At 67.5% G+C, this 7,312-nt stretch carries 8 protein-coding genes; 5 read left to right on the top strand and 3 right to left on the bottom strand.

Annotated elements, in window-relative coordinates; translation table 11 throughout:
• Together ACWEVO_RS24590 and ACWEVO_RS24585 are read right to left on the bottom strand one after the other, a co-directional pair.
• Positions 1 to 245 (bottom strand): transposase family protein (locus ACWEVO_RS24590; RefSeq protein WP_452309875.1); only part of this gene is annotated, 245 nt, incomplete at its 3' end.
• A 259-nt stretch (positions 246 to 504) separates the two neighbouring features.
• Positions 505 to 1,125, bottom strand: a complete 621-nt coding sequence (locus tag ACWEVO_RS24585; RefSeq protein WP_452309874.1) for an SMI1/KNR4 family protein — start codon at positions 1,123 to 1,125, stop codon at positions 505 to 507.
• Positions 1,126 to 1,163: 38 nt separating this feature from the next.
• Here ACWEVO_RS24585 and ACWEVO_RS24580 point away from each other — a divergent pair, with 38 nt between their 5' ends.
• The 3 genes from ACWEVO_RS24580 to ACWEVO_RS24570 all read left to right on the top strand — a co-directional run bounded on the left by ACWEVO_RS24580 (position 1,164) and on the right by ACWEVO_RS24570 (position 4,804).
• Entirely contained in the window at positions 1,164 to 1,715 is a 552-nt protein-coding gene (locus ACWEVO_RS24580) for a hypothetical protein (RefSeq protein ID WP_452309873.1), read from the top strand.
• A 151-nt stretch (positions 1,716 to 1,866) separates the two neighbouring features.
• The gene (locus tag ACWEVO_RS24575) at positions 1,867 to 2,079 is read left to right on the top strand and encodes an integrase core domain-containing protein (protein WP_452309876.1); all 213 of its coding nucleotides are present in this window, start codon (positions 1,867 to 1,869) and stop codon (positions 2,077 to 2,079) included.
• Between the two features lie 175 nt (positions 2,080 to 2,254).
• Positions 2,255 to 4,804, top strand: a complete 2,550-nt coding sequence (locus ACWEVO_RS24570) for a NucA/NucB deoxyribonuclease domain-containing protein (RefSeq protein ID WP_452309872.1) — start codon at positions 2,255 to 2,257, stop codon at positions 4,802 to 4,804.
• A gap of 64 nt (positions 4,805 to 4,868) precedes the next feature.
• Here ACWEVO_RS24570 and ACWEVO_RS24565 read toward each other — a convergent pair whose 3' ends face one another.
• A complete protein-coding gene (locus tag ACWEVO_RS24565) occupies positions 4,869 to 5,018 on the bottom strand; it encodes a hypothetical protein (RefSeq protein ID WP_452309871.1) in 150 nt (49 codons plus the stop codon).
• Between the two features lie 358 nt (positions 5,019 to 5,376).
• On the opposite strand from ACWEVO_RS24565, the gene ACWEVO_RS24560 reads away from it, so the two are divergent.
• Positions 5,377 to 6,228: a replication-relaxation family protein gene (locus ACWEVO_RS24560; protein WP_452309870.1), complete on the top strand. Its 852-nt coding sequence runs from the start codon at positions 5,377 to 5,379 to the stop codon at positions 6,226 to 6,228.
• 306 nt (positions 6,229 to 6,534) lie between these two features.
• Positions 6,535 to 7,224: a hypothetical protein gene (locus ACWEVO_RS24555; protein WP_452309869.1), complete on the top strand. Its 690-nt coding sequence runs from the start codon at positions 6,535 to 6,537 to the stop codon at positions 7,222 to 7,224.
• Positions 7,225 to 7,312: the final 88 nt, after the last annotated feature.

Raw genomic sequence — 7,312 nt, 5'->3', positions numbered from 1 at the left:
GTCGGGCAGTACCAGCGTCGTTTGCGCCAGCGCAGCCGCACTGGTCGACCGGCGACCGGCAGGTCCCGCGGCCGGGTCGTGGCCCACTGCTTCACGCGCACCGCCCGCTGCCCACACTGCGGGCAGCATCGTGCCTGCTCACAACCGGTGGACACATCCACCACGGGGACGCCCTCGACGTCCAGCTCGACCCGCTCCACCACCAGGCCGTCCAGCCCCAGCAGCCGGGTCGTATCGTTGACCATGCTCGCAGCTCTTCACTTGTGACCATCCGAACTCGACACTCAGATGATCACCGATGAGCTGCGAGCCCTCTATATCCGGGTCACCACTAACCGCGAACCCCACTCAACTTCGAAGAGCCCGGATACCAGCTCGGAAAGCCAGTGCGCCTGACGCCGGAGAGCAGCCCGCAACACCCCTTGATCATCTAGTCGCCCATGGGCGATCAGTGCATCCCCGCTACTTCACGGAAATAGGAGCGTCCAATTTCCGCGCGAAAGATCACCGCCGCCAGGACAGGCGTCCCTGCTCATCCAGATGGCATTCGTCTTCCGTCATGCGTTCGGCAATGTCAAACAGCATCGCCGCGACGTCGGACCACTCGGGCCCGGACAGCACTCCCGCGTCGGCCCGGTAGTGCAGGACGCATCCGTGGGACCGGCCGTCGCGCAGGTCGACGAACAGGTCACCGCCGCCGTGATCGCTCGCGATGGGCAGCCAGGCCGGCAACCACGTGTCGCAGCGCGTACCGGCCGGTTGGCGGTTCTGTGTAGCGACATAGGCGTCGAAGTTGGCGAGCGGAATGGGACTGATCCGCCGGTCGACCCGCATCCACGTCTCGCGGCTGTCGAGCGCCTGGGCAATCGAATAGGGAGCGAAGGACGGCGGGATGAGAGAGCCGCCGTCGACTTGAAGTGGCGAATAGGCGCCGTCGGCGTACGCCCACAGGGCTCGCAGGCTGACCGGGATCCGCCGGCCGAGCGCCTCCTCCACGGTGGCTATGTCCGCCTCGGACGCCGGAGGACGCAAAGCGCTGCGGGTTAGCGGAGCGTTCTGCCGCAGCCACTCGTCGATCCGGTGGATCGCTCGCTCGGCGACCGCTCCCCTGCCCGCATCCGTCATGTCGGTCTCTCTTTTCTCCAGGCCCTATCATCTATACCGTGCCCGGCATCGAGAGGTTGGCCCCGACCGGCAAACAGAAAGCGGTTGTGCTCGCCGCCCTCCTGGTGATCCTCGTCGTGAGTGGTGCGATCTGGCGGACGAGCCGCCAGCCGCCCGCGTCCGAGAGGGTCGCCTGCCCGATCTTCGGATCGGACGCAGGCCCTGGATTCTGCGGTAATGCGGATGTGCATCGGGCGACCGTGCCCGACGACGTTCTTCGGCGTGCGCAGGACGCGGCCGAGGCGATCTGGACGGCCGCCTCGCACGGCGGTTGGTGCATGTCCCCCAACGACCAGTCATGTGCTCGGCGGCCGCCGTCGCACCGGCCAAACGGTCAGGACGTCGAGGCGGCGCGGCTGTGGCTGTCGCGTACCGAGGCGACGGCTGTTGACGCTCGGCTGGCGACCGAGCATGATCCGGCGCCAATCGGCGCGCTGTTGTACGCCGCCCAGATCGGCAGCGCGTGCGTCGTTGGCTATGTCGAGACGGTTCCCGGTGGTGCCGGGCGTCAAAGCGTGGTCGGGCTGCTTCATGATGGCAGCTGCCTCTAGGTTGCGCGGCGCAAAAACGCCCAGCTGGCCAAGTCGATGGTGATCTGGGCTTCCCCCTGAGATGTGGAGACCCTGAGACTGGACGCTGGTCTAGAGGAAGGGGTGTCCCTGTTGGGGCGCCCATCGAAGTACACGGAAGAGTTCGGTCGACCTGGTCCGCTTCGTCGCAGCGGCCGATCAACCAGGTGGCCCGGGATCTCGGGATGAGCCACGAGACACTGCGACGCTGAAGCGCGAACTCGACGTCGACCACCGCCGTTGGGCCAGCGCGACCGATGCCCGCCGCGACGTCTTCCGATGGATCGCCTTCTACAACCACCGACGGCGCCACTCCGCACTGGGCTACCTCAGCCCCGCCGACTAGAACAAACTCTCACGCCGATTACGCTGAATCAGGTCGCGATGTAACCCGGTGTCCACTTCCCCGGGGGACCTCCCTCTGTCCACTGTCGCCTTGGTTCCATTGACCTTCCGGCATCGACTCTTCGCCGTGATGCTGTTTATGCATGTACATACTTGCATGCAGTCAGGAGAGGTTGATGTCAGGTAAACACGGGGGATCGGTCCGACGCGCGTCGCGCCGCCTCCTGACCGCCGCAGTAGTCCTCGCAACATTCACCACATCGTTTGCCACGTCCACCGTGTTCGGCCAGCCGGCCGCTCATGCCGCTGAGGCGGCCGCCGACACGGTTCCGCCGGCCGCCGTGAACAGCGGAGGAACCCTGCTGCAGCAGGGTTACAAGGGCGACGCCGATGCGCTCAGCAAAGTTCAGTTCCCCAAGGGCCGGGCGAAGAGCGCACCGGAGCCCGTCGAGCAGGCGGAAAAGGAGGCGCACGAGAGCGCTGTCGCCAACGACGCCAGGACCTTCCTCGACGCGTCCGAGGCGGACAAGTTGGCCGCAGAAGCGTCAGCCGCCGCGACCGCACCCGCTACGGCACCGAATGCGCTCGAGGTGGCCGCTACGCCGCCCGCGCCGGGCACCGCCGAATGCCTCGGCCGCGACGGCGCGCACTCGGAGAACGGCACCTGGCTCAACCGGTTCCTGTGGTGTCAGCGGTATGGCATCGGTGTATCGCTGTACCAGATGGATCCGAACCTGAACATCCCGGTCTACCTCGGCAAGATCACCATGCAGTTCCAGGCCGTTGTAGAGGGCCGCAAGGATGATCGCTCGGTCCGGGTGTATTTCCATTCAGTGCCAGGCTCGGTCGTCTACGACCTGCCCGCGGCAGAGAAGGAAATCGCGCCCAGCATGTTGTTCACCATGAGCGTCGGGTGCAGTGACAGCGCGTGCTCGTCCTTCGGCCTGCCGGTGCCGCAGACGTGGAGCCTGTGGAACGACACCGACCTGTGGTGGTGGTGGGATGTCTCGTCCGACGAGACCGCCTCGACCAACCCGGACAAGGTGCTCTACCACAAATGGTACTTCACCTTCGAGGGCGCGGGCGGCGGCTATGTGTTCGACGGGCCGGCCCGTACGCCGGAGCGGACGATCCGCTGCGACTCCGCGAACTACTTCGAGCTGTTCGGGGTGGATTACCCCAAGGCCTGCATCAACGCCGAGGTCATCCCGCACCTGCAGTACACCGTCGGCGATCCCGGCCACGACGCCGTGGCCCGGCACATCCAGACCGCGCAAGACTCTCCGCTCAGTACCTACCCCATCGAGCTGGACGAGACCAAGAGCATCCCGGGCAAGTACACCGGCAACGCCGATGACCGGGGTCTGCATCGTGTGCCCTATCAGGGCGCCATCTACAACCTCAACGTCGACATGAAAAACGCGGCCTGTGGACGCCAGTATCCCTACAACGACTGGACAGGTCTGCCGCCATACGACACATCTACATCGGACTGCGACGAATATCCGTTCGCCACGACCGCTGAGGGAGCGGCGACCCGGAACTTCTCGGTCCGGGCAGTACCGAGCAGCCAGAACCGGTCCGCCGGATCGTCACTGCGCTACTACTACTTCGGCGACCGGATTCTGTACAACTACCAGGACCAGTTCTGGGTCGAGATCAAGGACTGCCTGACGTGCGGTGGCGGAGGCGGCGGCACAGTCGTCGATGAGCCGCCGTCCGTGGCCGCCGGACCGGACTACACCGGCGACGAGGGCGCTTTCGTCAACCTCTACGGCGTCGCGAGCGACGACGGCGGCGCGCCGTCGATCAGCTGGTCCTACACGGCCGGCTCGGACGTCGACGCCGGCACCACCTGCACGTTCGGCGACGTGCACTCCGCGCGTACCAGGTTCACCTGTGACGACGACGGCACCTTCACGGTCACGCTGACAGCATCGGACGGGGTGAACCCGGCGGTCAGCGACAGTGCGAACGTCACACTGGCGAACCTGCCGCCGCGGATCACGGGCGTAAGCCCGCCAAACTGGCAGGTGTACAAGGTCAACACGGTCGTGCCGCTCAACGTGACCTTCACCGATGCCCCGCACGACACACACACGTGCTCGACCACCTGGGACGACGGGACGCGGACCTCCGGGCCGGCACAGAACCACGCCTGCACGGCGAGCAACGTCTATCTGCATCCGGGCATGTACACGATCAAGACCGTCGTCACCGACGACGACGGCGCTTCGGTCGAGGCGAAGACGATGGTTGTCGTCTACGACCCGCAGGGCGGCTTCGCGACGAGTGGGGCGTACTACAACTCGCCGACCGGTGCTTATGCAGCGGACCGCCAGGCGGGCGGGCGTACGCGCCTGGAGATGAACCCGCAATACCAGCACAACGAACCGGGGCCGTCACTCACCGGAGGCCGCGTCGCCGCGACCTTCGACTCAGGCGCGTTCTCGTTGCAATCCACCAGCCTGGACTGGCTGGTGGCCGCGCCCGACGGCAAGATCGCTGTCAAGGGCAAGGGCACCGTCAACGGCACCGCCGGATACGGATTCGTGATCTACGGCTACCAGGATCCGGCGAAGGTCCGCATCGTGGTGTGGGACCTGGCGAACGGTCCGAACCCGACCGGTGCCGTCACCTATGACAACCGCGGCGGGATCGACTTCGACCTCGATCTCGCCGATCCGCAGGACCTGGACGGCGGCTCGCTGCAAGTGCATCTGTAAATCTCACTACGAGTTCATTTGTCAACGCACACCGCGGCCGGGCCGGCGTCAGCCGGCCCGGCCGTCAGCCCAGGCCGCTCTGCTCGCGCAGCTCGTCGATCAGCCGCGAGGCGCCGACGCCCTCACCCTGGACATCGCCGACCACCAGGCGCCGCCCACACGCACCATGACCCTCCAGCAGCGGGCGCGGGCTGATCGGCATCCGCGAACGCATCGCCTCCTACGGCGGTACCGTGACCGTCGATGACGACCCAGCCCGGCCGTCCGCCAGCGAGAGGCCGCAGTTCCAGCGGCCAGTGGGAAAAGCTCTTGCTCTAGCCAACGCCGAGTCCCGGGCTCGTGATGATCGCTCGCTGGAGCCGAGCGTTCTGCCGGCGCGTGCGGGGGCTCGGCTGGGTGCGGCATCGGGGGCTCGTTTGGGGGTGTCTGTGACACGAGGCCCCAAACGAGCCCTCACTAACCGGCCTGTCAGGTGCCCGACCCGCCCAAACTCGACCCCTCGGTGGGCCCGTCAGCAAGATCGACTCATCCAGACTCCCTACGGGATTCTCTCTCCACGGGGTGAACCATCTATGCCGCAATCGCGCTCTACTGGTCTGCTGGCCATCTACCCGCACATCACCAGCCGTGACCGGCAGTTGCTTCAGCTGCTCGACGACCATCAGGTCCTCACCACTGATCAGATCCACCGCATGCTGTTTAACGCGCGCCGGACCTGTCAGATCCGGCTCGGTGAGCTGACCGCCCTGGGGCTGGTGGACCGGTTCCGGTTCGCCCGCGCTGGAGGTGGCAGCCAGCCGTGGCATTGGACGCTGGGCCATCAGGGGCACCGCTTCCAGGCCGCCGCCCACCGGCGGCCCGAGCCCACCCTGCGGGCGAGCCGGCAGATCGCGCATCGGCTGTCGGCCAACCCGCATCTGACCCACCTGGTCACCGCCAACGAGTTCTTCGTTCGCCTCACCGCGCACGCCCGCGAGCATCCCGAGGCGCGGCTGCAGCGGTGGTGGTCCGAGGCGACCACCACGAGACGGTTCCGGACGGTCACCGCTGACGGGCATGGCCTGTGGAGCGTCGGCGACGCCACGGTGGGGTTCTTCCTGGAGGCCGACACCGGGACCGAACCGTTGGGTCGGGTGGTGGCCAAGCTCGACCGGTACGGGCAGCTGTCCCACCGCGGCGGGCCCCGCTACCCGGTGCTGTTCTGGCTCGGCAGCGAGCACCGTGAAGAGCACCTCCACCAACTTCTGCGCGGGCGAGGCGACGGCGTACCGGCCGCGACCGCCACCCGCGGTGGCGATCCCGCCGAAGCAGTCTGGCTCCCGGTCGGCGCCACCAGCAGAGTCCGCCTGCCCGACCTGCCCAGTGACCACGGCGAGCCGGTGGCGGACAACCCGAACTACGACGGCGGCGTGTTCGTGCTCTGACAAACCCTGACAGCCGCGTCGCTGCTGCTGTCGGCGCAGGTCACAGACCTGGCCTGATTTCCGGCCGGGCTTGTGCTGTCAGGTCACGAAGCTACGGTGCAGCTTCACCCTTCTTTGCTCGCATCGCCGCCCGTCTTCCTCCTCGGATCTGCCCGCGCCGGCGGGATCACCTGGAGCCCACCCTCTGGTGGTCGGCTCGTGATCCACGCCCCGCACCATCAGGGCAGCTTCCCGGCTCAGACGCCGCGATCCGGTGGCACCACCGCGCCCGTTCATGCCCACCCGTCACGAAGGGAGCACCGTGTCATGCCCACCCCCAGGCCGCTCACCGTTCAGGTCGTCACCGTCTGCTTCGCCGGCGGCGAAGACGCCGACTGGTTCACCGCCTCGGAGAAAGTCCACAACCATCTGCACGCTCACGGCACGCCCGCTCGCCGCTACCACGTCCGTCACCGCCGCCTCATCGGCTGGCTGACCCGCTTCCTCGGCTACCAACTGCTCGACGCCGCCCGCCGCTTCGGCGCGGTCACCATCGCCGCCGGGGGCCGCAAGAGCCGGCTGGACCTGACCGGCACCGCCGCCAAGGCCGCCCACGACGCCGCCCGACGGTGGCGCACGTGGAACGCCCACATCGCCGCCACCACCCGGTCTGCCCGCCCGTGGGAGGACTACCTCGCCCAGCACCTCGCCGACCCCGGCAAGGTCACGCTGAACGAGGCCCGCCGCCGTTTCGAGCAGCAGCCCCGGGTCCTGGCGATGCTCGCCCACTCGTTCGACCCCTACGAGCTGCCCGTCTACCAAGCCGGTGAAGGCGCCTACGTCGGGCTCTACTGGCGCCTCGCGCTGATCGGCGACGCGCTGATCACCACTGACGGTCGGCTGCTCATCGCCGCCAGCGCCTCCGTCGCTGACCGGTTCCGTTTCCTCAACGAGGGATGCGCCTACCTGCGCAGCCTGCGCTCCAACGCGCGGCTGTGCGCCGTCGCCATCGCCTAACCGCGATCGCCTGAGTCACCCGAGGAGCGGGGGGGTGCCCCCCGCGCCCCGGGCGGGGGCATGCCGCGAACCCCCGGCGCACCGAAGT

The organism is Micromonospora sp. NPDC003776 (assembly GCF_053605645.1).
The sequence above is the reverse complement of the archived record's forward strand: the minus strand, read 5'-3'. Positions and strand labels throughout refer to the sequence as shown.